This is a genomic window from uncultured Chloroflexus sp. (genome assembly GCF_938091255.1).
Taxonomy (GTDB): domain Bacteria; phylum Chloroflexota; class Chloroflexia; order Chloroflexales; family Chloroflexaceae; genus Chloroflexus.
Window position 1 is genome coordinate 110,939 of sequence record NZ_CALLJH010000006.1, and the last position, 25,874, is coordinate 136,812.

The following is a 25,874-nucleotide window of genomic DNA, read 5'->3' on the forward strand; positions in this document are numbered from 1 at the left end:
CCTTCTCCTCGCGATGCGGCGGCTACGACCGCTGGCTCGCACTGATGTGCTCGGGCAGACGTCCATTCCCGGCAGGCTGGCTAGAACGAAGCGTTGTCATATGTACCGGCGGCTCATCTTCGATGGCCGTGCTGGCCTCTGGTCGAGCCGGATCATAGTAGACGTTCGGCCAGTGGTAGATGATTCGGCGCGGCTCGCCGGTTGCTTCATCGATATCGTTCAGATCGTGGCCGGCTACAGTCTTCCGAATAAGATTTTGTTCGTTGTCAAAGATTATAACAGCATTTGATTCTATCATGCGACCGGGGTAAACCACAAATCCGCTGCCGAGCTTGACATTATGCCCCACTGCCGAACCGAGTACCGGCATGTTGACTTCGATCGGTACGCCTTCATGGATAACCTTGATCGGTTCGCCTTGCAAATTAAAGTCGGTGAAGACGTTGTTGGCGCCGATAAAGGTGTTGCGCCCGACGACGCACAGTTGCAGCGTGCTATTTTGCGCTACCATGCTGTTTTCCATCAGCACGGTCATAAATAGGCCGGCATTGAAGGGTAGGAAGCAGCGATCGCTGACCACGCTGAGCATGATCTGCGACCCTTGCATGATGTTGACGTTGTTGCCAATGTAGCTGTTGGCAATCACGACGCCGGGGCCAATATAGACATCGTCGCCGATCACGGTTGGCCCGTGGATAATGGCAGTTGGGTCGATCGAACAGCGTTTGCCGACTTTGACTAGCGCCCGCGAGGCGAGAAAGTGATTGCGCCACTGTTCTTCCAGCGGATTGATCTTTTCCCAAAACGCTTTGAGCGCAAACGCGATCTTTCCCGGAAATAGCCGCCAATCTTCCGCTGTCCATTTCAGAATGTTGCGCAGGCGTGCCTTGCTCATGCGTGTATCAAGGTCAGCCGCCCACGAAAAGACCCCCATCAATACGTTGGCCATCAAGACGTGCAACCAACTCTCAATTGAGATGAAGGCCCGGATCGGGATCTGGTAAGTGAGATCGCCTTTGTGCGCCATGTAGCTGGGAATGCGGTAGTAGCCCATTTCGTGACTAAGGGTGTCAATCACTAACGGCTGCGCCTGCGCCAGATCGTTTACGCCAGCGGGGAGGTAATAGAGATCGGCGACGTAATAGTCGCCTACCCGCCGAATGTGGCGTGAGAGCTGTAAGGCATGGCGTTCGATGCTCGGATCGCCCTTCTGACCGGTCGCCGGATTGCTCGCTTTGAACGCAATCTGCGCCGCCGTGCCACGTTTCCGCGCCTCACTCATGAAGGTGTCGATCAATGCTGCATTGAAAAAGAGATTATCGCGGTAGATCAACCGTTCATCAGTGGCCGGCAGTTCGGCCACTTCAGCTAATTGATCGATTTCAATTGCGCTCTTGCCGTATGCCTTGACTAGATCGCGCTGCAGGAGCCAAAGCGGCTTGTTGAGAATGCGCAACTCACGGGCAGGCTCAGCGAAGGGCGGTATGAGCGTTGGATCGCGTAGAATGATCCGCTCCATCGGGCGAGTCCTTTCTGCCGTTGTCGGCGCGGATGGGCCAATCGTCTCATCGTGCTGTTGTTACTATAGGTTGTAGCTCCTGTATATACAAGGCGTGCAGATTACAGTCGGATTACCACGTTTACCGCATTAGGACGCCAGTTTACTTGCGGGTGCAATCCCCAAGCGTTGGCGTAGATATTGTCCGGTTGGCGATGCCGGTATGGTTGCGATTACTTCCGGCGGACCGGCGCCGATTAAGTGGCCGCCCCGATCACCGCCTTCCGGCCCTAACTCGATCACCCAATCAGCCGCCGCAATCAGATCAATGTGGTGCTCAACCACCAGCACAGTATTACCCGCATCGACGAGCCGTTGCAACACGGCTAATAGATGCTCAATATCAGCCAGATGCAAGCCGGTAGTCGGCTCATCGAGAATGTAAAGCGTGCGCCCGTTGCTGCGCCGGCTGAGTTCGGCGGCTAGCTTGATCCGCTGCGCTTCACCGCCGCTCAGCGTTGGCGCTGGCTGGCCGAGTTTCAGATAATCTAGCCCGACATCGTGGAGCGCCTGTAATCGTTCGGCGATAGCCGGCACGCGGGCAAAAAAGTCGAGCGCTTCGGTTACAGTTAAATCAAGCACCTCAGCAATATTGAGGCCGCGGTAACGAATATCCAGTGTCTCTCGATTATACCGCGTTCCGCCGCATACGTCACACGTCACATAGAGGTCAGGCAGAAATTGCATCTCGACCTGTATCAGGCCCTCGCCGGCGCAGTGTTCACAACGCCCGCCTTTAAGGTTGAAACTGAAGCGTGCCGCGTCGTAGCCGCGGGCTTTGGCTTCGTTGGTGGCGGCAAACAGGTTGCGGATCGGATCAAAAATCCGGCTGTAGGTGGCTGGATTCGAGCGTGGTGTGCGCCCAATCGGGCTTTGATCAACCACGATCACGCGATCGAGGTGCTCGATGCCGAGCAAAGCATCGTGATCGCCGGCCCGCGCTTTGGCGCCGTGGAGCAGGTGGCTCAGGCGCGGTGCTAGCGTGTCGCCGATCAAGCTGCTCTTGCCACTGCCGCTTACCCCGCTCACCACCACCAAACAGCCGAGTGGGATGCGCACGTCGATGTTCTTCAGGTTGTTGGCCCGGCAGCCGCGTAGCTCAAGCCACGGCCCCTTGGCTGGACGGCGTTGGGCAGGAATGGAGATGCGGCGTTGCCCGCTGAGGTACTGGCCAGTGAGCGAACGCGGCGCTGCCATGATCTCGGCCAATGTGCCGCTAGCCAGCACTTCGCCACCATGCGGTCCGGCTCCCGGCCCCATATCGACGACCCAGTCGGCGGCGCGGATCGTCGCTTCATCGTGTTCGACCACTAGTACGCTATTGCCAAGATCGCGCAAGCGCGTCAAGGTGGCCAGCAAGCGATCGTGATCGCGGGGGTGTAACCCGCTGCTCGGTTCGTCAAGCACGTAGAGCACGCCGGAAAGGCCGGCGCCGACCTGCGTCGCCAAGCGCACGCGCTGCATTTCGCCGCCGCTGAGTGTGATCGCGGTGCGGTCAAGCGTGAGATACGGTAAGCCAACTTCGCATAAAAAACGTAGCCGTTGGCTGATCTCATACACAATTGGGCGGGCAATCGTCTGGTCACGCCCGCTCAGATCTGATCGTTCGAGCAATCCACGTGTCCATTCCAGCGCCGTGGCCACATTCATGCGATGCACATCCACAATCGAGACACCGGCAACTGTGACTGCGCGCGCTTCCGGGCGCAAGCGCGCGCCGGCACACGCCGGACATACGCGCGGCGTGGTGTATTGGTCGAGCGCGGATGATTCATTGCCCGTGCGTTGTTCAGCCAAGCGGCGGCGCAGGTTGGGAATGACGCCTTCAAATTCGGTTTCAACGCTGCGGGTTTTGCCGTTGAGATGGTAGCGTAATGTGATCGGCTCGCCGCCGGTGCCATAGAGTAATGCGCTGATGATGTCAGGCGCAAGCGCTTGCACTGGGGTCTGCGGGTCGATACCGAAATGCGCAGCGAATGAGACCAGCACATCGCGGTAGTACTGTTGGCTGCCGGCATCGCCCTCGCGCCACGGTGCAATTGCCTCGATCAGCGGCAGGCTGCGGTCAGGAATCACAAGTGCCGGGTCAACTTCGGGTACCACGCCTAAGCCATCACAGGTTGAGCAGGCCCCTTGCGGGTTATTGAACGAAAAATCGCGTGGTTCGAGTTTACCCAGTTCGATCAGGCCGTGGTGCGGGCAGGCGTAGCGTTCGCTGAGCAACAACTCTTCACCATCGATAATCTGCACAATTAACTGCCCGCCGCTCAGTTTCAACGCCGTTTCCACCGAGTCGGCCACCCGTACCCGATCGAGCGCCGGTGCGCCATCAGGGGTGCGGCGGATGATCAATCGGTCAACGACTGCCTCGATCGTGTGCGGACGGTACTTCTCTAACCTGATCGGCTCGTCAAGATCATGCACCACGCCGTCGATCCGGGCGCGGACAAACCCGCGTCGGCGGATCTCGGCCAGCGCCGCTTCGGCTTCGCCGTTCAGTGGCGCCAACAATTGCACCCGCCGCTCAGCCGGCAACTCGACGATCAGATCGACCATCTGCTGTGGCGTATACCGGCGCAGCGGTGCAAAGCACTGTGGGCAATGTGGCTGGCCAATACGGGCAAAGAGCAGGCGCAAAAAGTCATAAATCTCGGTCACGGTGCCGACTGTCGAACGCGGGTTGCGCGCGCCACTCTTTTGGTCAATCGCAATTGCCGGCGATAAGCCTTCGATCAGATCAACATCCGGCTTTTCGAGCTGGCCAAGTAACTGACGCGCATAGACCGATAAGCTCTCGACGTAACGGCGTTGGCCCTCAGCAAAGATCGTGTCGAACGCGAGCGAACTCTTCCCCGAACCAGACACGCCAGTCAACACGACGAACTTGCCGCGTGGGATGTCGAGGTCGATGTGTTTGAGATTGTGCGTCCGCGCGCCGCGAATGCGTATCCAGTCCATTGCGTCATTGCCTGTAGGGATAACACCGCCTATTGTCCTCTTCCTCTGCTATGCAGAATATCATGGTACCATAGACTTCGGTAATCCGCAGCAAATAGTCTGAGGCCCACGCTGATGATTTCCATCAACGTGGACCTCTGCAACGTAAGAGCGCAACGGGTGGAGCCAATGGCCGGACTCGAACCGGCGACCGGCTGTTTACGAAACAGCTGCTCTACCGACTGAGCTACATTGGCGTTATTGCCATTGAGGATTGTAGTCGAAGCAGGGCAGTTTGTCAAGCGGGAAGCGGTGCGGGCGTGGGGGGCCAGTGGGCGAGGGCCATCAGCTCGCACAGCAGGCTTTGTATACTGAGGCCGACCCTGAAGGGCCGAGCGAATGTGGGCCGAGCAAGGATGGGTTGAGCCTTTCCCGCCTGCGCAGGGGCTACGTAAACGGAACCCGACCCTGAAGGGCCGGGTTTTTTCGATCGGATGTTCTCCTACCTCTCTCTTGCACGCAGGAGAGAAGGGCTGAAGCCGGCAAGATGGAGCCAGCAGTTTTCCTAATGGCTATGCGCTGCTTCCAGCTCCTTCTTATAGGCTTCGACAATCTGGTTGACCAGATGCGGCGGCACCTCTTCGTAGCCGGCAAAGTTGATCGAGAAGCGGCCACGGCCCTGCGTCATGCCACGCAGATCGGTGGCGTAACGCTGAATTTCGGCCAACGGCGCTTGGGCATGGATCACCGTCTTGCCGTTGCCGTGCGGCATCATCCCCTGCACCCGTCCACGGCGTGTGCTCATATCGCTCATCACATCACCGGCATACTGATCGGGGACGATGATCTCCATGTTGTAGATCGGTTCAAGGATAATCACGCCGGCCTTCTGCGCAGCTAGCCGGAACGCCTCTTTCGCAGCGGTCTTGAAGGCGATTTCCTTCGAGTCGACCGGGTGTTCTTTGCCATCGAAGACCGCAGCGCGCACATCAACCACCGGGTTGCCCGAAATAATCCCCTCTTCCATCGCCTCGCGGATACCCTTCTCGATCGCCGGCATAAAGCCGCGTGAGATCACGCCCCCAACGATCTCGTTGACGAATTCGAGGGGGTCTTCGCGGTTGGGGTCGGGTGGCAGCGGCTCAACCCGCAGCGAGACATCGGCAAACTGGCCGGCACCGCCAGTCTGTTTCTTGTGGCGGTATTGGGCTGTGGCAATGGTGCGGATCGTCTCGCGATACGGGATGCGCGGCAGCTCAAGATCGATATTCACGTCGAACTTGCGCTTCATACGATCGGCGATGATCTGCAAGTGGGTTTCGCTAAGGCCGCTGAGCAAGGCTTCGCCGGTGCGCGCATCACGCGAGACGTGCAGCGACGGATCTTCCTCAATCATTCGGCTCAGCGCCGAGCTGAGCTTATCAAGATCGGTGCGGCTGCGCGGTTTGACCGTAGCGATAAAGGCCGGCGCCGGGAATGCGATTGGGCTGAGCTTCAGTGGGCGTGACGGTAAGCAGAGCGTGTCGTTCGTCTGCGTCTCGCCGAGCTTGGTGAGCAAGCCGATGTCGCCGGGGCCGACTGCCTCAACCTCAATCTGCTCTTTGCCGCGCGCGATGTAGACATGCGCGATCCGCTCCTCTTTACGGGTGCGCGCATTCATTAGCGTCATGCCGGCGCGTACTTCACCTGAAAAGACCCGGAAATAGCTGAGCTTACCGTAGGTATCAGACACCGTCTTGAAGACCAGTGCCGCCAGCGGTTCATTGCGGTTGGGGCGCAGTTCAACTTCAGCCTCGCTATTCGCATCGAGTGCGGTGGTCGTCTTGCGCCCAGCCGAGGGGATCGAGTCGATAATCCCGTTGAGCAACTGGGCAATCCCGACCACTTCCGTCGCCGAGCCGCAGAAGACCGGCACGATTGAGCCATCGGCAATGCCGGTGCGCAGCCCCAGCAACAGCTCTTCGCGGGTCAGCGCATCTTCGCCGCCTTCGAGATAACGTTCGATCAGATGATCATTGGTTGCCGCAATTTTATCAATCAGGGCCGTGCGCCACTCGTGCATCAGCGCATTGAGTTCAGCCGGCACATCGGCCTCGATATAGCCACCGTCGTGTTTGGGGCTGGTCAGCCATGCCCGCTGCTGGCGTAGCGAGATAATACCCTTGAAGTCTTTGCCGGACCCAATTGGCAGATGCAGCGGAATCACCGCGGCATCGAGCACCTCGCGCGCCTGCTCGATCACGCGGTAGAAATTGGCATTCTCGCGGTCGAGCTTATTGACGAACAGAATGCGGGGAATGCGCTGCTCCACCGCCATTTCCCAGAAGAGTTCGGTGCCGACTTCGACACCGGCGCTGGCGTCGAGCACGATTACAGCGCCATCAATCACGCGCATTGCCGCCGCAGCTTCGCCAGCGAAATCGGCAGCGCCGGGCACATCAATCAGATTGATCTTGTCGCCGTTCCACTCAAGCGGTAAAACGCTGAGCGAAATAGACATCCCGCGTCGTTGCTCGTCGGGGTCGTAGTCACTGGTGGTTGACCCGTCCTCGACGCGCCCCATCCGCGGGATGGCGTGGGCCGTCATCAGCATTGCCTCGGCCAGCGTTGTCTTCCCGCTGCCGAGGTGACCGAATATGCCGATGTTGTGGATCCTTTCCGGTTCGAACGCTCGCATGGCTGTCCTCCTTGACGCAAGCCCGCGCCCGATGGGCGTGTGCTGGAAAGGAAAAAATTTTTGTTAAGAACAGATTATCAGGGTTGTCATGGTTGCGTCAAGAGGGAACAGCGCAACACAACCTTTGCACAGCCAATTCACAGGGCAATCATATCATAGCGACGCACAGCAGTGTGTCTCCACCATCGTAGAGATGCACTGCTGTGCGTCTTTACGATTACTTGGGGCGGATGACCAGTACCGGCGTGGGTGTGACCTGCACCACCTTTTGGGTGACGCTGCCGAACACCCAGCGGCTGATGCCGCTGCGGCCATGGGTTGCGATCACAATCAGATCGACATCGTGATTCTCAGCGTATTCAATAATTGCTTCAGCCGGCGGTAACGCGCTAATCTCGGTGTGTACCTGATAACCTTCGCTCTGGAACTGCTTGGCGATCTGATTGAGATACTCTAACGCCTCTTGCTCCATCGTGGTGATCGCATCAGCCGTGGTCGCCAGCATACCGCTGTAATCAACGCTGGTGGTAAAGATCGGCGGCACCGCCCGCAGCAGCGTGATCTTCACCGTGCCTTCGTTGGCAGCGAGTGCGTGGACGTGGGGTAGCACTTGCTCGGCCAGCGCCGAGCCATCGAGCGGGACGAGAATGTGGCGGTACATCGCAACCTCCTTGTTGCTAGACTATCTAGGGGCCAATATCGTCAAGCGGGCGCGGGTTCCAGCGCCGGTGCCCTTCGATCACCTGCGCTAAGCTGCCGTCGGCATTGAGCAAGAGGCGGAGGGAACGGCGCAGATCGCAGCTCGGCACAGTACAGACCGACGGATCAGTCATATCGTAAGGGCATTCGCCAACGTTCTGGCATCGCGCCACCGAAACCGCGTAGCGCGGGCTTCCCGGCGGCCCGTCGAGGGTGCGCAAGATCAGTGGCGCGTATTGCAGATCGGGCGCGATCGTGCGCAGATGCGCGCGGGCGCGCGCGATCATCGGATGTGGCGGTCGTTTCGGTCGTGCCATAGCCTGAACCTTCCCGGCTTGAAGCTAATGCCAGCAGTCATTCTATGTACACGGTATCACAAATTCGGGCAACGAGAGGACAATAGCTCATAACCGTGTGTGAAGATTTTTGGACTAATATTCAATCTTTGATGATTCGATATTTTGCCTTAGTTTTCCCTAAGAGATGCATGCGCATACTGTGCCGTCTTATTGCACGCACTCTCTACAACGGGAGCAGCGTTGCATGACAACGCTGCTCCTTGCTTTGCCACGCAATCCGTTGGAAATGGTGAGGTTGAAACAGGATGGTTGGCAAGATTATGGATAGTTCGGGATCGGTACGAGCAGGATAGCCGGGATCGGGGCGACTCAAACTCTACTGGATCAAATCCGATCTGGACGTGTGATCTGTCGGTGTGACTGGCTTTTGTCGAGGGTTCGGCAACGTTTGCTCTATTTGGATGAACATAATGCCCCGCTCGATAAGCCAATGTCGTAACAAGGATTATCAACATTTTTGTCAGAATATATTTAATGCCTTTATAACCTTTAAATGTAAAATTAACCATTGAACAAGTACTTGACAGGAAATGGCAACTTGTTTATGATCATGTCGTCAAATGTAATGTACAATTAGCGGTTTTTCTGGTTTCTGTTGATCTTGTTGGAGTGTAGCTTTTCATACTGTGGTGCTCGCAGGAAGGCGTTGGTATGCTCAAGGAATTTCGCGAGTTTATTAGTCGGGGGAGTGTGCTTGATCTTGCAGTTGGCGTAATTATTGGCGCGGCATTCACTGCGATCATTAACTCACTGGTTGACGATATCATCAATCCGATCATTGGTTTGATCATTGGCGGGCGGGCTGATTTTCGCAATTACTTCATTCCGCTGGCTGGCCAGCCAGCGACGACGCTGGCCGAAGCGCAGGCGGCGGGGCCTGTGCTAGCGTATGGTTCTTTTCTGACTGCGGTGATTAATTTCCTGCTGATTGCCTTCGTGGTCTTTTTAATCGTGCGCACGGCCAACCGGATGCTCGCCAAACCTACTGAGCCAGCCGCGCCGCCGGCTCAGTCCGAGCCGACGCCAAGCGAACGATTGCTGGCCGAGATCCGCGATCTGTTGGCCAGACGCTCGTAACTTCCCGGTGGTTGTGTGGAACTAGGACACAGGTACATTCGGGCATGACGGATTCTGACGGTTCCAATCCGCGTTCCCGTGTCCCGTAAACTAAAGAACGAGGACACGGATAGGCACCGAGCAAATCCGTGTCCCCTTCTCCGCTGCATCTAAAACGAAATGGCCCGATCACCCAGCGCTGTACCCGGCCAGATCCTGATCCCGCGTTCGAGCCGGTTGTCTTGCCCGATCTGGCATTCATCGCTAATAACGGCGCCATCGGTCACGTGCGAACGCTCACCAATGCGATTGCCCGCGCCAAGCACACAATTGCGCAGCGTAGCCCCCTCCTCGATCACATTCCCATCCCACATTACCACGCCTTCGATCTGGCATTCCGGGCCGACTTCGCACCGCGCCCCAATCACTGTCGGGCCAATGATCCGCGTGCCGCGCCCAATGCGCGTGCCGTGACCAATCACTACCGGGCCGACAATTTGGGCGCTGGAATGGATTTCGGCCTCGCCTTCGATCCAGATCCGTTCGCCAATCTGCTGGCCACGAAAATGGTACTGCACTTTCCCGATCAGAATATCGTGGTGGACATCGAGGTAGGTTTGCGGTTTGCCGATGTCTGTCCAATAAGCGCGGGAAGGAAAGCCATACATGGGGTCGCCGGTCTGTAACACAACGGGGAAGAGTCCGCGCTCGAACATGTAGAATTGGTTTGGCGGCACGTAGCGGAAAATCTCCGGCTCGATCAGGTAAGTGCCGGCGTTGACAAGGTTGGTAGTAATGTCTTCCAGTCGCGGTTTTTCGAGGAAGCGGCGCACTCTACCGTCACGGTCGGTTTCGACCAAGCCGAACTGGGTAGGATCATCAACCGGCGTGAGCGAGATCGTCACCTTGCTGCCACGCTCGCGGTGAAAATCGAGCATCGCCTGCAAATCGAGATCGGTCATCACATCGCCGTTGAAGATAAAGGTGGTGCCGTCAAGCAGATGCTCAACATACTTGACTGCGCCGGCAGTGCCGCGTGGTTCAGGTTCTTCGATAATGTGCAACTTCATTCCTAAGCGAGAACCATCACCAAGCGCAGCGCGGAAGCGGTCAGCCAGATATTGCACGGCAAGGATCGCTTCGCGGATGCCATAGTCGCGCAAGCGCAAGAGCATCCACTCAATGAACGGCTGATTGACCAGCGGCAACATTGGTTTCGGTGTGCGGCAAGTGAGGGGGCGCAAGCGCGTACCCTGACCGCCAACCAGAATGACAGCTTTCATAGCATTGCTTCTGTTGATAGGTTTGCCAATTAAACGATCCTGATACGGCTAGGCACAGTATAGTGCCGGTAGACCACAAACAGTTTACCAATCGCTGGCAGTTTGGTGACGATTTTCTTAGCCAGCAGCCGCCAACGCCTCGGCGCGGACCCGTTGGCGCCAGTAGGTCAAAACATCGTGCAGGGTCTCGGGCAGGGTATAGCGCGGCTGCCAGCCGGTGCGCGCGCGTAGGCGGCTCGCGTCGCACACGACGAGCGGAATATCGATCGGGCGCATCAATTCGGGGTTGAGCCGTACCTCGACCGGCACCGTGCATTCGGCCAAGAGCATATCGAGCAACTCGCGCACCATAACGGCCTTTCCCGACCCAACATTGTACACTGCACCGCTTTCACCATGTTCGGCTAGCAGCGCGTAGGCTGCCACCACATCGCGCACATCGGAAATATCGCGTTGCGCAGCAAGGTTGCCCACCTGCACGACCGGCGGTTGCAAACCGAGTTCGATGCGAGCGATTTGGCGGGCAAAGGCTGCGGTCACAAACCGCTCGTTTTGGCGCGGGCCGATATGGGTAAAGGGTCGCACCCGCACCAGATCAAGCCCATGGCTGTAGTAGTATTGCAAGGCCAACAGACTCTGGGCCGCTTTACTAACGCCGTAGGGGCTGGTTGGGCGCAGGGGGGTATTCTCATCGATTGGCAAATCTTCGGGATCGATCTTGCCGTACTCTTCGTTCGTACCGATCACCAACACCCGGGTAGCCATACGGTATTCAATCAAGGTTAGAAAGATGTGGAGCGCGCCGAGGGTATTGGCGGCCAAGGTGCCGGCTGGATCGCGGAATGACTCGGGTACGAAAGGTTGGCCGGCCAGATGGAAGATGATATGTGGCCGCACCTGCACGATAGCGCGCATCGTCGCCTCGGCGTCGGCCAGATCGGCTTGCACCAATTGCACCTTGCCGGCAAGTTCGGGCAGCGCGATTGCAGACGAGCGCGACAACCCCCATACCTCCCAGCGCCCGCTGGCTAGCAAATACTCGGCAAGATGGCCGCCGACAAAACCGTTAATTCCGGTGATCAGTACACGCATCATCGTGATGACTGCAATCAGCGCGATACGCTGAGATTATATCGCGATTGATTGTGCATTTTATTGACAGTGATTGTGCAACATGCTACAATATTGACAACATTGTACCACGCTTAGCGCAAGGCTTGTGCAGCACTCAATGTATTTGGGGAACGCACACGTAATTGTGAACCGTGGTACGATATAGATCGGGTGTAAAGATTATGCGCCATCGCTACAGCACAGCTTGAGCGCTGGGAAGGGTCGCGGAACGATGGCACCGCAACATTTTCTCTCCCAATTTTCAGACAAGCCGCGATACAACACCAAGGCTGTCGCACAGGAGACAGGCGTGCCGGCCGACACCTTCCGCGCATGGGAACGCCGCTATGGCGTGCCGCGTCCACAGCGCACCGAAGGCGGCCACCGCCTCTACTCTGAGCGTGATATTGCCACGATTCGTTGGCTTCGTGATCGCACAGCGGAAGGATTGACCATCAGCCAAGCGATTGCGCTGATGATTGACGGGAGCGAGACGAGTCTCTCGTGGTTGAATACCGCTGTCGATACGGAACCGCACACGTGGGATCGGATGCAGGCGCGGATGATCAACGCGCTGACCGATTTTGACGCCACACGCGCTGAACAGATTCTGGGTGAGGCATTCGCGCTTTACCCACTCGAAGATGTCTTCCTGAAGCTGATTCAGCCGGCCATGATCGAGATTGGCGAGCAGTGGCATGCTGGGCGTATTTCGGTGACCGCTGAACATTTTGCTACTCAGTTTATCCGGCGCAAGTTGTCGAGCCTGTTTAATACCTACAATGTGACTGAGGGCCGCGGGTTAGTAGTGGTAGGCTGCGCTCCGAGCGAACAGCATGATCTCGGCGCACTGATGCTAGCCGTCTTCCTTGTGCGGCACGGTTGGCAAGTCGTCTATCTTGGCCCGGAAGTGCCCGTGAAAGACCTGCTTGATGCTGTGCGCCACATTCAGCCTGATTTGGTCTGTTTGTCAGCTTCGACAACCGAAACCGCCACTCAACTGCTCGAAATTGGCCGCGCATTGCAACAACTGCCACCGCCAACACCGCTCTTTGGCTATGGCGGTCGCGCGTTCAACCTCAACCCGATCTTGACTCATAAGATGCCGGGCACATTCTTGGGGCGCGATGCACAGGAAGCGGTGGAAAACGTCGCGGCACTCCTGAGTCGCAGTCGCTAATGGTTTGCGAGGAGGGTAAGCGTGATTGGCGACCCAAACCAATCACGCTTGATTCAGGCTTGCCTATACGCGCAAGATTGCGTATAGTACAAATAAGCGTGAATATGTGACAAAAGGAGTGCGGTGTGTCGCTGAATTCGATCTCGATTATCACGCGCGGGAACGGATTGCCGGTCAGCCAAGCTTTGCCGGCTGATGAGCAGCTTGCCCAGCTCTTCCATCTCAGCGATCTGCCTGCCTCGTCGAACACTGATGAACTCCCGCCGCCACCGGTTCGTTCGCTGGCTGAGGCCTACGCAATCTGCGATCAGATTATCCGACGCCATTCCAAGAGTTTTTTCTTCAGCACGCAGTTTTTGCCGCCGCCGCAGCGCCGGGCAGTACGGGCATTGTACGCCTTTTGCCGCACGACCGATGATACGGTGGATATGGCAACCTCCGATCCAGCTCGTGCCCTCGCCGAATGGGTGCGAGTTGCGCGCCGTCCGTGCCTTGACACTTCGCATCCGGTGCTCTTGGCTTGGGCCGATACTTGCCAACGCTACAATCTCGCCCCTCATCTAATCGATGAGTTGTTGGCCGGTGTCGCGATGGATCTGACGATATCGCGCTATGCGACCTTTGCTGATCTCTGGCTCTATTGCTACCGGGTCGCTTCGGTCGTCGGGTTGTTGGTGATCGGGATTACTGGCGCTGCTCCCGACGCGACGCCATACGCGATTAAGTTGGGAGTGGCGTTGCAGTTGACGAATATTTTGCGCGATATTGGTGAAGATGCCGCCCGCCAGCGGGTGTATCTGCCCGAAGATGAGTTGGCTCGCTTTGACCTGACCGCTGATGATATTTTGGCCCGTGTCTATGATGAACGGTTTATCGCGTTAATGAAGTTTCAAATCGAACGCGCTCAGCGCTTGTACGACGAGAGTTGGCCCGGTATTGCGCTCTTGCCGGTTGAGGTGCGCTTTGCAGTTGCCGCTGCGGCGTGCGTGTACCGGGGTATCCTTGATAAAATCGTCGCCAACGGGTATGATTCGTATAGTCGCCGCGCTTATGTACCTTTTCGCGAAAAGGTGGCATGCTTGCCGCGCATTTGGTGGGATGTGCGGCGATTGGAGAAGCAGGCGCGTTGAGGGAGCGGTCTAGTTTGTACTGACTAGATGCAAGAGCTAGCTCTATGCTTGCGCATCTGTCCATTGGTAATGTCCGCACTAATATGGATGCAATGCCGTTCAAGCCTAGAATGGTTCTATGACTGCACACGCTTTGGCAACGCCGCAGACGATCCGCCCGTGGCCGCGCTGGATGTTCGATCTCTTGCTATGGATTCTCTTTCTCGGCCCGATTGCATCGCCGCTCTTCCGCGCGACTGGGTTGCCGCTGGTGAGCGATGCCGGTGTTCTCGCCCGTGATCTGTTGGCAACCTATATTTGCCCAACGCCAGAGCGCTCGTTTTGGTTGTTGGGCTGGCCGATGGCGGTGTGCGCCCGGTGTTGGGGGGCGACGATTGGTCTCTGGCTAGCGCGCCTAAGCATCGGTGAGCGCGCGCCGGCTGTGTTGCGCTTCTATCGCTCGCTGGCATGGCCGCTGCGATTCGTCATCGCAGCCATTCCCTTCTTGCTCTGGCCGCTTGAGATTGTTGGTCACTACGGTGGCTGGTGGTTTGCCCCCCTCTGGTTATTGCTGCTCAACGGTGTGCAAGCCGGTTTTGCTGCAGGCCTCTTCTTTGCCTCGGTTTGGCCCGGTTTGTGGCCGGTGCGCGGCAGACCATGAACGAGCGTTCACGATAGAGACATTACGGTGTAGAGGTTGACACGACCGGCGAGAGTGGCAGGCGAAATGACCTCTCGCCGGTTTTGTTGTCTCCGGCAATTGACTGCAACGATTGAGCATGAACGAAGGAGGCAACAAGCAATAACTTGGGCAGGGGGGAGCATTCGTGATAGAATAGGATAACTAATTAGTCTCATTCAAGTCTTGGAGATTGGTGTACTATGCTGCATGCGCTTTCTTCGATTTCAGCTAGCGATCAGTATACACATTTAAACGAAATCATCTGCCTTGATGAACAATTGTTGCAACGATTTACCGGCAAATGTGTTATTCAACCGGCGCTTTCGCACCTTCTTGTCAGTTTACAAGCGAATAAAACAAGGCCATTGTACTGCTGGTACAACGATAAAAAAGTATTTTCAGCTTCGCTGATTGAGTATTTGCGTAGACATACATACAGGGAAAATATTGAACCCTTTCGCCGGTAGTGGAACAGTATTGTCTGCTGCAAGTGAGATGGGAATAGATGCTGATGGGAGCGAGCTATTACCTATTGGTTGTGAAATTATCGAGACGAAACAGATTCTTGATACTGCGTTTACTCCTGAAGACTTTGAACGATACAGCGGTATCCATTGCTGATCAACAAAGATTTTTGCAAGCTATTTTGAGCTATTTAGAGCATCAAAAAGCGCAAGGAATGTTAAATAATAACGGTATTCCAAGCATGGTGAGAGGGTGTTTTTATGAGATGGCCTGTGTCATTGCCGAGTGTGCGCGTGTTCTACAACCAAATGCACCGCATGACTGGCTAAGCAGCCACAGGACCTGTTAGGTATTACAGCAATAGAAGCAGCTCTCCTTGCAGCAGTAACTATTAGGTAAGGCCCTTAGTCATTTGCAGCCCAAAGATAAACGAGGTGCCATTAATGATGTGATCAAGAACTTCCGCGAGCCGGCAGGGCAGGTATTTGTCGAAGAACTGGTGTTCAGATTTCTCTTAACACGGGGTAGCCCTAGATCGGATTCGAGACGCATTTGTCAATTCGGGAAAGCGCCCTAAACTTTTCTTCGTAGGCGCGACAAACTCGTGAGTCATTTGTATCCACAATGACGCTAACAAAGCGATAAAAGTGATACTACTGTCTCTTTTTTGTTGTTTTAGCTCGGTCAAGGTACACTGAATATCACATTTTTCGTAATTACTCTTCACTTACGTACATTCCTAGGAGACTGCACTATGCGTCAGTGGCTTATCATATGCTTCATCGTCCTGCTCACCGCCTGTTCTCGTGCAGACTTACCCATCGCACCGGTAAACATTGCCCCCACACCGACGGCGCCTCCGGTGCGGCCCACCGATGCGCCGGTGCCACCAATCGCTTCGGTAGCAGTAAGTACGATGAATGAAGCGGAGTTTACCGAGTACGAGCAATTGCTCATTTCGTTGTACCAGCGCGCCAGCCAAGCGGTTGTCAGCCTTGACGTGGTAGTTGATCAAAGTGCCAATCTGCCGCCGGGCCATCCACCAATCACACCTGATGGACCAACTGGGCAAGGGTCTGGGTTTTTGTTTGATGATCAGGGCCATATAATCACCAACCATCACGTGGTGGACAGTGCGACGCAGATACAGGTACGCTTTGCCAACGGGGCAACAGTGATTGCCGATCTGATTGGCAGCGATCCCGATAGCGATTTAGCCGTGATTAAAGTGACGAGCTTGCCGGAGGGTATGACACCGTTACCGTTGGGTGATAGCCGGACGGTGCAGGTGGGGCAGATCGCAGTCGCGATTGGCAGCCCGTTTGGCGAGCAGAATACGCTCACAGTGGGGGTGATTAGCGGGTTGGGTCGCACCTTGCGCGGGCCAACCCGCAGCTTCGGCAGTTTCAGTATCCCTAACGTCATCCAGACCGATGCCGCGATCAATCCCGGCAATTCGGGCGGCCCCTTGCTCAATTTGCGCGGCGAAGTGATTGGGATCAATACAGCGATAGCGGTCAGTCTCGGCGGGCGCGATTTCGAGGGGGTTGGTTATGCGGTGCCGGCGCAGACAATTGCGCGGGTTGTGCCGGTATTGATTGGCAAGGGGCGCTACGATCATCCGTGGCTTGGAGTAAGCATGACAACGGTAGATACCCTCTTCGCCAACCGATTCGGTTTGCCGGTCAACCGTGGGGTACTGGTTGGCGTTGTCCAACCAAATAGCCCAGCCGAGCGAGCTGGTTTACGTGGGAGTGAGACGGAAGCAACCTACCGCGGCTTGCCGGTACGGGTTGGCGGCGACATCATCCTCGCTTGTAATGGCATACCAATCTTTTCGAGCGACCAGCTTATTGGCCTACTCGATCAGTTTGCGATAGGAGAGCAAGTGACGCTTACGCTCCAACGTGGTGCCGAGCAACTCGAGGTGGTTTTGACATTGACGGCGCGACCGTAGTCGGCAAGGTGCGGTAGAATGACAATAACATAGCGAGGAAAGCGCCACTTCTCGCTGGAGGGGGTGGCCGGTAGTATGAAGAGTGAGCAGCGATGGCAATCCCTATCATTCGTGATCTTAATGCTGCCCGCGTTGGTATTTTGCGGCGGACACCGCTTGACGATGATGCCGCAACGACCCGCACCGTCGCCGAGATTATTGCCGATGTGCGGCAACGGGGCGATAACGCGCTGCGCGAGTACAGCTTGCGTTTCGACGGCGTAGATCAGATGGCGATTGAGATACCGCGGGAGCGGTGGGCGGCAGCGGCTGCCGATCTTGATCCGGCGTTGCGCCGCGCGCTGTTGCTGGCGATTAGCGAAATTCGCCGCTTCCACGAGCGGCAACTCCGCAACTCATGGGTCGAATTTGGGGTCGAAGGAGCGCTGGGCCAGATTGTACGCCCACTTGACCGGGTTGGGATTTATGTGCCGGGAGGGGCGGCGCCGCTGCCGTCATCGCTGATCCACGCTGCGGTGCCAGCACGGGTAGCCGGTGTGCGTGAGATTGTGGTCTGTTCGCCGCCACAGCGGGCTACCGGTGAACCAGCCGCGATCGTGATGGCGGCGGCCCATCTAGCCGGTGTTGACCGGATGTTCGCAGTAGGCGGCGCGCAGGCAATAGCGGCGCTTGCCTACGGCACCGAGAGCATCCCGCGGGTTGATACGGTGGCCGGGCCGGGGAACCGGTACGTGATACACGCAATGCGGATGGTGTATGGCACGGTGGGAGTGGTCAGCTTGCCGGGGCCGACCGAGACGCTGATTATCGCTGATCAGACGGCCAACCCGCGCGCCGTAGCCGCTGATTTATTGGCGCAAGCTGAGCATGTCGAAGCAAGCGCCATTTTGCTGACCACCGATCAGGTTTTGGCCGAACAGGTGCAGCACGAAGTCGAGCGGCAACTGGCGGCATTACCCGTCGCAAACGCCCGCGCGGCGCGCGAAGCGGTCACACAGCGTGGCGGGATTGTGCTGGTGCCCGATCTAGCAACGGCGTTTAGCTTGGCCAATGAGTATGGGCCAGAGCATCTCTGCCTACTGATTGCCGAGCCGTGGTCATATGTCGGCGAGGTACGCAATGCCGGCGGCATCTTTTTGGGTGAAGAGTCGTTTGAAGTGTTGGGCGACTATGTGGCGGGGCCGTCGCACATCATGCCCACCGAAGGCACGGCACGCTACGCATCGCCGGTCAACGTTGACAGTTTTCGCAAAGTCATCTCGCTCGTAGGGATGAATCGGGCCGGGTTAAGCCGGATCGGCCCGGCAGCGATGCGGCTAGCCGAAGCTGAAAGTTTGTTTGCCCACGCGGCAGCGGTGCGCGTCCGGCTTGAATCACTCGATACCGACGGGAGGGAGTAAGATGTCAGGCTTTTTGGTAAGCTTTGTCAGTATTTTATTTACCGTGCTGTTTTATGCCATTTTAGGGCGGGTACTGGCCTCGTGGATTGATCCGCAGGGTAACTTTCCGGTGACACGCTTTCTGCAAGAGATTACCGAGCCGATTCTGGGGCCGATCCGGAGTATCATGCCCAATTTCGGCATGTTTGACCTCTCGCCGATTGTGGCAATGCTCGTCTTGCAACTTCTTGAACGCCTAATCATTAGTGCAATTCGGTGAGATGACGGTGGGGGTAACCCCACCAGTGTAAGCGGATGGGTGAATGGCTGATAAAACCTTTCCGATAAGTGCGCGGCGAGCTGGCAACGATCGGCTATTGCTCGCCGTGGTTTTTCTGGCCGGGATCGGTACACTCGGCATCGAGATGGTGATGCCGCGTATGTTGGCGCCCTTTTTTGGCACTTCCCAGCCGATCTGGGCCGTGGTGATCGGGATGACGCTGGTTTATTTAGCGGTAGGCTACCGGTTGGGCGGGGTGCTTGCCGATCGGCGGCCCGATTGGCGCCTCTTGTTTCAACTGATCGGCTGGGCTGGCCTGAGCTGTGCGATCATTCCGTTCATTGCCCGCCCGATCCTGAGCGTTGCGCAAGGCGCGCTGCGCAATGTCGCCGCTGGCGGTTTTCTGGCCGCGCTGATCGGCGTCATCTTACTGTTTGCTGTGCCGGTCACGCTGATGGCAATGGTGGGTCCGTTTGCTATCCGGCTGCAACTGCGCCAAGCCGAAGATGTCGAACGGGCCGGACGCACTGCCGGTACCATCTCGGCGCTCTCGACCATCGGCTCGATTATCGGCACCTTTTTGACCGTCTTGGTGCTGATCCCAACCATCGGCGTCGCCAGCACGCTCTTCCTCTTTGCCGGCTTCTTGGTTGTGCTCAGTCTGATCGGGCTGCGCGATCCGCGCGGTCTGCTACTGGTAGCGACAGTCGCTTTGCTGGCCGCCGCTTACCAACTCAATACCGGAGCGATCAAAGCGGCCGATTGCCGCAACTGCCGCTTGATTGCCGAATACGAATCTGACTACAACTACATCCAAGTGGCCGAGCAGGAAGTTACGTATGCGAGCGGCACGGTTGACCGGCGGCGGGTGCTGATTCTGAACGAAGGGTTGGCATTGCACTCGATCTACCGGTTGAAATACCGCGAAACCGGCGACCCGCTCGATCTGCTGACCGACGGCGGGCCGTGGGACTACTTCACCGTCGCACCGTACCTCTACCCCAACACAAACCCGGCTGATATCCGCTCGTTGGCGTTGCTAGGGGCGGCGGCGGGTAGCATTGCCCAGCAGTTTCTGGCAATTTACGGGCCGGATACAGTCATCGACGCGGTAGAAATCGACCGTAAAATCAGTGAAGTCGGGCGGCGCTACTTTGACATGGCCGACGGCACAGCGCAAGCACCGTATTTCACGACCTACAACGAAGATGCTCGCTACTGGTTGGTGCAGACTGATCGGCGATATGACGTAATCGGCATGGACGCCTACCACCAGCCGTATATACCCTTTCACCTGACGACGGTTGAGTTTTTTCAGGAAGTGAAAGCCAAGCTGACCCCACGCGGCGTCGCCGTGGTAAATGCTGGCCGGCCAGCCAGCGGCGATGACCGGCTGGTGAATGCGCTGGCCTCGACGATGGTTGCTGTCTTCCCGCAGGTATACATTATCGACACCCGGTTTAGCAATGCAATCGTGATTGGCGTCAACCAGCCGGTGGGAGACGGCGTTGTCAATTTCATCGAAAATGCGGCCCGGATTGACATACCGGCCTTACAACTGGTGATGTACTGGTCGCTCTATGAAGGCCGGTTTGGGCCGTTACGCGAATTTACGCCGGCGATGGCGCAATTCCGGCCCTTTACCGATGACCATGCACCGGTAGAACAATTGATTGACGGCCTGATTTTCAGTGAAGCGGGCAAAATCGGTCAGTAGCGGGTTGACAACTTTGCGCAACCCATGTTACCTTTATATCGGTCAGCCAGACTGTTTCGGATAGGATCGAATTTGATGGGCAATTCGCCGTTGCAACACCGCTACCGTTACTGTTCGGCATCAGCCGGGCAAGCTGCTTGTTACTGCGCGTCACGTCACCGGTGCCGGCGCAGTATGGGCGGCGACAGTGCGGCGTTGCGCGCGATTCGGGCTGTATCCTCCGCGAACCGCATCAGGCCGCTCTAGCGCGGGGCCATGACGCCCCCGGGCAAGAGCCTTTGTTATCGTGATAACATCGGTTCATGTTAAGGGGGGTGTCACTTGGCACAGCGAGTTCTCGTTTTGAACGCAAGTTATGAGCCGCTGCAACTGATTTCAGTGCGACGCGCGCTCGTCCTCCTCTTGCAAGAAAAAGCCGAGCTCGTCGAAGCGGCGATGCAGCATCTGCGTGCCCAATCGGTCACGTACAGCGTTCCACTGGTCATCCGGCTGGTGCGGTATATCCGCATTCCGCGCCAATTACGGCTGCCCTGCTCGCGGCGCGGCGTCTTTGCCCGTGATCGCGAGACTTGCCAGTATTGTGGCCAGCAGCCGGGCCGAGCGCATCTGACGATGGATCACGTAGTGCCACGCTCGCAAGGCGGGCTGACAACGTGGGATAATGTGGTGACAGCCTGCCGCGACTGCAACCATCGCAAAGGCGGGCGCACCCCCGAACAGGCGAACATGGTGTTGCTATCGACGCCGCGCCAGCCGCAGTATCTGGCCTTTGCCCTCCTCGGCGAGCTAGAGCGGCACGATGTCTGGCGCAAGTATGCCTACACCTAAACGCCGACTGGGTGATAAGGGTGAACAAATAGCCGCCGCCTATCTCGAGCGGTGCGGTTACACGATGGTCACCCGCAACTGGCGTTGTCGCAGCGGCGAAATCGATCTGGTCGCCCGTGACGGCGACCAGATTGTTTTTGTCGAAGTGCGCACGCGCCGCGATGAATACGCACTTGAATCGATTACGGCGCAAAAGCGGCAACGATTGATAACCCTTGCGTACCACTACCTCGCTGAGCACAACATTCCCTCGACGACTGACTGGCGGATTGATGTAGTCGCCTTGACCATCACCGGCGGTAGTCTCGTGGTCAGTGACCACATCATCGCGGCAATCGGCGAAGAGTAGCGCTAGCCCAGCCCGCCGTCCCGCGCAAATCTGTGCATATCATCACAATCCAAAGTAGTCATTGATCGTGTATCATGAGGCCAATTGAGGGGCGCAGCCCACTTGAGGAACTGCGCCAGCTATGCTATATTACGCACAAGATTTGACATTTAGAGAAGTCGTAGCATTTCTCGCTGCGAAACAGCGGCGCACGATCAAGTTGTGGGGCTTGGGCGATAGTGCGCAACCGGGCTATCGGGCATGTGAAGCGAGTAATGCTCTAGAAATGTTTGCTGTGTGGAAACGCCGTTGACGATTGTGGGTCATCTGGCCCCTGATCTCGACTGCCTCACCGCAATCTGGCTGTTGATGCGGTTTGGCCCGGCGAAAGATGCCGATTTACAATTTGTGCCAGCCGGGCGAACGTGGCGGGATCAGCCGGTCGATTCTGATCCTCACGTAATTCACGTCGACACCGGCGGTGGCCGGTTTGACCATCACCAAACCAACGATCCGACGCTCAGCGCGGCTGAGCTAGTGCGGCGGGCCGTCGCGCCAAACGATGAAGCCCTACGCCGATTAGTTGATCAGGTAACGCGGATCGATCATGCCGATTACCGGCCGGGGCATGTCTTTTTCAATATTACCGATTTAATTGCTGGGTACAATGCACTCTACCCGAATCGGCCTCATCACGTTGCGCAGGCGATGCTGGCCAATCTCGATGCGTGGTACGAGCACGAGGTGCGCCAGTTGCGGTTTGAGCAAGCGTTCCGGCACCGGCTTGAATTTGACACGCCGTGGGGGTTAGGGATTGCGGTGCAGAGTGCCGACGGTGGCTCGTCGCGGCTAGCGTTTAGCTATGGCGCGGTGCTGTTTGCCTACCGCGACCGGCGCGGCTATATGGGGGTAACGGCCCAGCGCCGCTCGAGCGTTGATTTGCAACCAGTGTACGAAACGCTGCGCCAGTGTGACAGCCAAGCCGACTGGTATCTGCACCCTAGCCACCGTCTCTTGCTCTGCGGCACGCCGAAAGCGCCACCGCGCCACTTCTCACAGCTCTCGCTCGAAGAGCTTGTTGAGATTATTCGCCGGCAGTAGCGCCACTGTTTGGTGATGGCGCAGCAATAAGGCTGCGCCGTATGCCTTTTTCCTCGCTTGCTACGGTGCTCTAGCTTAGGCACCGTACAGTGCCGCTCCCGTTGTTTGGCGTAGCGATATGCTATAATTGTGAGGAGACGTATCCGAACAGTTGTAGTGGAAACCTTCGTGCGCGATTTCACCTCATTTGACGACATCTTTAGTCGCCCGCCGAATGATAACTTCGAACTGCTCAAGGCATGGGCAGGGACGACGCTGGCCTTCGCGATTATGCAGACCGGCGCATCGCGCTTGCTCAGCAGCGAGTTTGTGATTAATCTCATCGTGGCTGCGATTGTAGCCGGGATCGGGTTTGTGCTACACGAATTAGCCCATCGGGTAGTGGCGCGCGGCTATGGCGCGCAAGCCCATTTTCTGGCTAACGATCGCTGGTTGCTGTTGTCAATTCTGATTAGTTTCTTGGGCATTTTTATCGCAGCACCGGGTGCGGTCTGGCACCGCGGCCAGCTCACCGTGCGCCAGAGCGGGATTATTGCGCTGGCCGGGCCGGTGACAAATTTGGTGTTGTCAGTCCTCTTTCTCTTCCTCTTCGTTCCGATCATGGTGCTGCGCCCGCCGGCGTTTGACCTCTGGATCACTATCTGTTACGTTGGGTTTCGCTTCAACGCTTGGATTGGCTTGTTTAATATGATCCCGGCTGGCCCGTTTGACGGCGCGAAGGTGCTGGCATGGGATTGGAAAGTCTTTGCCGTCACCGTGGCGATTGGCGTCGGCTTGACCTTCTTACTCAGTGATAGCGCACTGTTTGGGGTATTGCAGACGCTGGCCCGGATGTTTTAGATGAGGATGCGATGCGTACTCCCTTGATTGCCGGCAATTGGAAGATGTATAAGACGATCGGTGAGGCGACGGCGCTCGTGCGCGATCTGCTCGCCGGTCTCGGCCCGTTGGCCGATCGGGAAGCGATTGTATGCCCGCCGTTTACCTCGTTGGCTGCGGTGGCGCCATTGGTAGCCGGCAGCCAGTTGGGGTTAGGGGCGCAGAATCTCTACCCCGAAGCGCAGGGAGCTTTTACCGGCGAGGTGTCGCCGGTGATGCTGGCCGACGTTGGCTGCCGGTATGTGATTGTCGGCCACAGCGAGCGGCGGCAGTATTTTGGCGAAAGCGATGCGTTCGTCAATCGGAAGTTGCGGACGGCGTTGGCGCATGGCTTGCGCCCAATTGTCTGTGTCGGCGAGAGCAAGCCGCAGCGCGATGCTGGGCAGGCCGAGCCGATTGTGACGGCACAGGTGCGGGCGGCGTTGGTTGAGGTGACGCCGGAACAGATGGCGGATGTGGTGATCGCTTACGAGCCGATTTGGGCGATTGGCACCGGTGACACGGCGACCCCGGCGGATGCGCAGGCGATGCACGCTGCGATCCGGGCCACCCTAGCCGATCTGTACGGCGCTGAAATTGCCGCTACGGTGCGGATTCAATACGGCGGGAGCGTGAAGCCGGACAATATTGACGAATTGATGTCCCAGCCTGACATTGATGGCGTCCTAGTTGGCGGCGCATCCTTGCAGGCTGCAAGTTTTCTCCGGATTATCAACTATCAGTAAATGGAACCTGAACGTAGCGTAGGGCAAAGTTTGGCAGGCGACGGTTGCTTCAACCGTCGCCGTTTGTGCTTGTATGCCGTAGGCACCGGATCGCAGAGGTGCAACTTGTGTGAAATATTCATATGTGCTCGTGGTCATTACAATAGAAATAGCCTAATCACTTAGATACCATCTTGATTGCAAACGAAACTCATGCAGGAATTGTTGATCATTATTGCATTGGCATTAGCGAACGGTGCTTTTGCCGCTACCGAACTGGCGGTCGTCTCGGCGCGACGCGGGCGGCTTGAGCAACGTGCCGAGGATGGCAGCCGGGGGGCGGCGATCGCGTTGCAATTGCAAGACGACCCCGATCGCTTTCTCTCGGCAGTGCAGATCGGGATTACGCTGATTGGCACGCTGAATGGCGTCTTTGCCGGCGCAACCTTGACCGGCCAACTTGCGCCTTGGATCGCCGGGTATCCGCTATTAGCGCCGTATGCCAACCAACTCGCTCAATTTCTGGTGGTGCTGCTGGTGACGTATCTGTCGCTGGTGTTGGGCGAGCTCGTGCCGAAGCGGATTGCGTTGCAGAGTGCCGAAGCGATCGCGACGCTGATGGCACGCCCAATGCTGTTGCTGGCCCGGATTAGCACGCCGATTATCGTGCTGCTCAGCTTGTCTACCCGTCTGGTCTTGACCCTGATCGGGCGGGCGAATGTGGAAGAAGAGCGCATCACCGAAGAGGATATTCGGGCGCTGGTGCGGGAGGGGGCGGAAACTGGCGAGGTTGAGCCGCAGGAGCAGCAGTTTATTGATCGGGTCTTCAAATTTAGCGATCGGGCCGTGCGCCACATTATGACCCCGCGCCACGAAGTCGAGATGGTGGAAGCTAACCGCACGCTTGGCGAGGTTATTGATGAGTTGTTAGCCAGCGGATACTCGCGCTTTCCGGTCTATGAAGAGACACCCGATCAGATTGTCGGGATCGTGCACGTGCGCGATCTGCTGCTGCTCTACCGCAAGAAGGGCGAGCAGGCACTCGTGCGTGAAGCGGTCTCGCCGCCACTCTACGTCCCTGAAAACAGCCGCGCTTCAGCACTGCTGACCACCTTTCGCCGCAGTCGCCGTCATATGGCGTTAGTGGTAGGTGAACTGGGCGGGATTGAAGGGGTGGTGACGCTAGAAGATGTGTTGGAAGAGATTGTGGGCGAGATTGATGACGAGTACGATGACGCTACCCCGCCGCCGATTGTGCGGCGCGAAGACGGTTCGTATCTGGTTGAGGGTTCATTGCCGATTGACGAAGTGCGCACGTTGCTCGACGTGGATGAGTTACCTGATGAAGAGACCTACCGTTACGAGACGCTGGCCGGCTTGGTGATCAGCCTGATCGGCCAGATTCCCACCGCTGGCGATGTGGTGCGGTGGGGCGGCTGGCGATTTGAGGTGGTCGATATGGATGGGTTGCGGGTTGATAAGGTGTTGATCGCGCGCGAGCCGGAGGCGGGTAATAAAGTGGTGCCGGTGTCGTAGAAGATGGTGGGGCGGATGACCTCCGCCCCTACCGGTGGGACGCACCG

Annotated in this window: 22 protein-coding genes and 1 tRNA gene; 15 read left to right on the plus strand and 8 right to left on the minus strand. The window is 57.2% G+C overall.

What is annotated here, in order from left to right; translation table 11 throughout:
* Positions 1–22: 22 nt before the first annotated feature.
* From Q1A00_RS02895 to Q1A00_RS02920, 6 genes are all read right to left on the minus strand, one after another.
* Positions 23–1,519: a multidrug transporter gene (locus Q1A00_RS02895; RefSeq protein ID WP_298401928.1), complete on the minus strand. Its 1,497-nt coding sequence runs from the start codon at positions 1,517–1,519 to the stop codon at positions 23–25.
* 129 nt (positions 1,520–1,648) lie between these two features.
* Positions 1,649–4,516, minus strand: coding sequence for an excinuclease ABC subunit UvrA (uvrA, locus tag Q1A00_RS02900; protein WP_299755169.1), 2,868 nt, complete (start codon positions 4,514–4,516; stop codon positions 1,649–1,651).
* A 160-nt stretch (positions 4,517–4,676) separates the two neighbouring features.
* Positions 4,677–4,752: transfer RNA gene (locus Q1A00_RS02905), tRNA-Thr, on the minus strand.
* Positions 4,753–5,060: 308 nt separating this feature from the next.
* On the minus strand, positions 5,061–7,172 hold the full coding sequence (gene fusA, locus Q1A00_RS02910) for an elongation factor G (RefSeq protein WP_298401923.1): 2,112 nt from the start codon (positions 7,170–7,172) through the stop codon (positions 5,061–5,063).
* Positions 7,173–7,389: 217 nt separating this feature from the next.
* A complete protein-coding gene (locus Q1A00_RS02915) occupies positions 7,390–7,833 on the minus strand; it encodes a universal stress protein (RefSeq protein ID WP_298401920.1) in 444 nt (147 codons plus the stop codon).
* A gap of 25 nt (positions 7,834–7,858) precedes the next feature.
* On the minus strand, positions 7,859–8,188 hold the full coding sequence (locus Q1A00_RS02920; protein ID WP_298401917.1) for a hypothetical protein: 330 nt from the start codon (positions 8,186–8,188) through the stop codon (positions 7,859–7,861).
* 693 nt (positions 8,189–8,881) lie between these two features.
* Here Q1A00_RS02920 and mscL point away from each other — a divergent pair.
* Positions 8,882–9,307: a large conductance mechanosensitive channel protein MscL gene (gene mscL / locus Q1A00_RS02925; RefSeq protein ID WP_298401915.1), complete on the plus strand. Its 426-nt coding sequence runs from the start codon at positions 8,882–8,884 to the stop codon at positions 9,305–9,307.
* 149 nt (positions 9,308–9,456) lie between these two features.
* Here mscL and Q1A00_RS02930 read toward each other — a convergent pair whose 3' ends face one another.
* Together Q1A00_RS02930 and Q1A00_RS02935 are read right to left on the minus strand one after the other, a co-directional pair.
* Positions 9,457–10,569 carry an NDP-sugar synthase gene (locus tag Q1A00_RS02930; protein ID WP_298401913.1) on the minus strand — a complete coding sequence of 371 codons (1,113 nt, stop codon included), beginning with the start codon at positions 10,567–10,569 and terminating at the stop codon, positions 9,457–9,459.
* A 117-nt stretch (positions 10,570–10,686) separates the two neighbouring features.
* On the minus strand, positions 10,687–11,664 hold the full coding sequence (locus tag Q1A00_RS02935) for a GDP-mannose 4,6-dehydratase (protein ID WP_298401910.1): 978 nt from the start codon (positions 11,662–11,664) through the stop codon (positions 10,687–10,689).
* A gap of 250 nt (positions 11,665–11,914) precedes the next feature.
* On the opposite strand from Q1A00_RS02935, the gene Q1A00_RS02940 reads away from it, so the two are divergent.
* The 14 genes from Q1A00_RS02940 (at position 11,915) to Q1A00_RS03000 (ending at position 25,827) form a co-directional block, all read left to right on the plus strand.
* Positions 11,915–12,862, plus strand: a complete 948-nt coding sequence (locus Q1A00_RS02940) for a B12-binding domain-containing protein (RefSeq protein ID WP_298401905.1) — start codon at positions 11,915–11,917, stop codon at positions 12,860–12,862.
* Between the two features lie 125 nt (positions 12,863–12,987).
* Positions 12,988–13,992, plus strand: coding sequence for a phytoene/squalene synthase family protein (locus Q1A00_RS02945; protein WP_298401903.1), 1,005 nt, complete (start codon positions 12,988–12,990; stop codon positions 13,990–13,992).
* 118 nt (positions 13,993–14,110) lie between these two features.
* Positions 14,111–14,632 (plus strand): DUF2085 domain-containing protein, encoded by a 522-nt coding sequence (locus Q1A00_RS02950; protein WP_298401901.1) that lies wholly within the window; start codon positions 14,111–14,113, stop codon positions 14,630–14,632.
* A gap of 934 nt (positions 14,633–15,566) precedes the next feature.
* Positions 15,567–15,695 (plus strand): AvaI/BsoBI family type II restriction endonuclease, encoded by a 129-nt coding sequence (locus Q1A00_RS18445; protein WP_366144852.1) that lies wholly within the window; start codon positions 15,567–15,569, stop codon positions 15,693–15,695.
* A gap of 177 nt (positions 15,696–15,872) precedes the next feature.
* On the plus strand, positions 15,873–17,075 hold the full coding sequence (locus Q1A00_RS02955; RefSeq protein WP_298401899.1) for a trypsin-like peptidase domain-containing protein: 1,203 nt from the start codon (positions 15,873–15,875) through the stop codon (positions 17,073–17,075).
* Between the two features lie 92 nt (positions 17,076–17,167).
* A complete protein-coding gene (hisD, locus tag Q1A00_RS02960) occupies positions 17,168–18,475 on the plus strand; it encodes a histidinol dehydrogenase (protein WP_298401897.1) in 1,308 nt (435 codons plus the stop codon).
* A 1-nt stretch (position 18,476) separates the two neighbouring features.
* On the plus strand, positions 18,477–18,734 hold the full coding sequence (locus tag Q1A00_RS02965) for a YggT family protein (protein ID WP_298401895.1): 258 nt from the start codon (positions 18,477–18,479) through the stop codon (positions 18,732–18,734).
* Positions 18,735–18,777: 43 nt separating this feature from the next.
* Positions 18,778–20,451, plus strand: coding sequence for a spermidine synthase (locus Q1A00_RS02970; RefSeq protein WP_298401893.1), 1,674 nt, complete (start codon positions 18,778–18,780; stop codon positions 20,449–20,451).
* A gap of 342 nt (positions 20,452–20,793) precedes the next feature.
* On the plus strand, positions 20,794–21,279 hold the full coding sequence (locus Q1A00_RS02975; protein ID WP_245669054.1) for an HNH endonuclease: 486 nt from the start codon (positions 20,794–20,796) through the stop codon (positions 21,277–21,279).
* A complete protein-coding gene (locus Q1A00_RS02980; RefSeq protein WP_298401890.1) occupies positions 21,266–21,628 on the plus strand; it encodes a YraN family protein in 363 nt (120 codons plus the stop codon). Before Q1A00_RS02975 ends, Q1A00_RS02980 begins: the two co-directional genes overlap by 14 nt.
* Before the next feature lie 276 nt (positions 21,629–21,904).
* A complete protein-coding gene (locus Q1A00_RS02985) occupies positions 21,905–22,708 on the plus strand; it encodes a hypothetical protein (protein WP_298401889.1) in 804 nt (267 codons plus the stop codon).
* 168 nt (positions 22,709–22,876) lie between these two features.
* A complete protein-coding gene (locus Q1A00_RS02990; protein ID WP_299643447.1) occupies positions 22,877–23,548 on the plus strand; it encodes a M50 family metallopeptidase in 672 nt (223 codons plus the stop codon).
* Between the two features lie 11 nt (positions 23,549–23,559).
* Positions 23,560–24,312 carry a triose-phosphate isomerase gene (gene tpiA, locus Q1A00_RS02995; RefSeq protein ID WP_298401887.1) on the plus strand — a complete coding sequence of 251 codons (753 nt, stop codon included), beginning with the start codon at positions 23,560–23,562 and terminating at the stop codon, positions 24,310–24,312.
* 192 nt (positions 24,313–24,504) lie between these two features.
* Positions 24,505–25,827, plus strand: a complete 1,323-nt coding sequence (locus Q1A00_RS03000; protein WP_298401885.1) for a hemolysin family protein — start codon at positions 24,505–24,507, stop codon at positions 25,825–25,827.
* The last annotated feature ends 47 nt before the right edge of the window (positions 25,828–25,874 follow it).